The sequence below is a fragment of the Planctomonas deserti genome (genome assembly GCF_003067705.1).
Lineage (GTDB): Bacteria > Actinomycetota > Actinomycetes > Actinomycetales > Microbacteriaceae > Planctomonas > Planctomonas deserti.
In genome coordinates this window covers 1-516 of sequence record NZ_QANL01000221.1, presented here as the reverse complement: position 1 = coordinate 516, position 516 = coordinate 1, and the positions used below count along the sequence as shown (strand labels likewise).

Genomic DNA, 516 nt, shown 5'->3' with positions numbered 1-516 from the left:
GGCGAACAGGCGGATGGCGAGGAACTGGCGGGCTTTCAGCAGCTCATCGAAGGCCTCCATGCTGCGGGTGAACAGGCAGCAGGGGCAGGAACCGTGGTCGTCCTCGCTGCAGGTGGAGGCATCCACTTCCTGTGCACGGTAGTGCGCCAACGGCCCCAGCACCACGGTGCGCTCGTGTTCCTCGCCATTGTCACCGGCCGGATAGGTCAGGCCCATCATCGGCAGGCCCTGTGCGTCTTGGGCGCCGATCGCGGTCTGCAGGGTCACCAGGTCCACTCGGGCCCAGGCCTGGAAGCCGGACAACAGCGATGCCTGCTCATCGGCACCATTTGCGTGCTGGTACTCGAACAGGCCATCGGCGAACAACTGCGGATGCTGGCTTTCGATGACGGTGGAGGTCTGCCAACCACCGTTGTCGCGCGCGTGTGCGGCCATTGCATGCGGGGTCAGGCGCAGGCCGCTGTCCAGCAGCAGCGCGTTGCCGTCGACGTGGCTGGCGACGCCCGCGTCCTGCAG

Annotated in this window: 1 protein-coding gene; it reads right to left on the bottom strand. The window is 66.9% G+C overall.

The features are described 5' to 3' along the window. Positions 1-516 (bottom strand): hypothetical protein (locus tag DAI20_RS20385; RefSeq protein ID WP_108252921.1); only part of this gene is annotated, 516 nt, incomplete at both ends.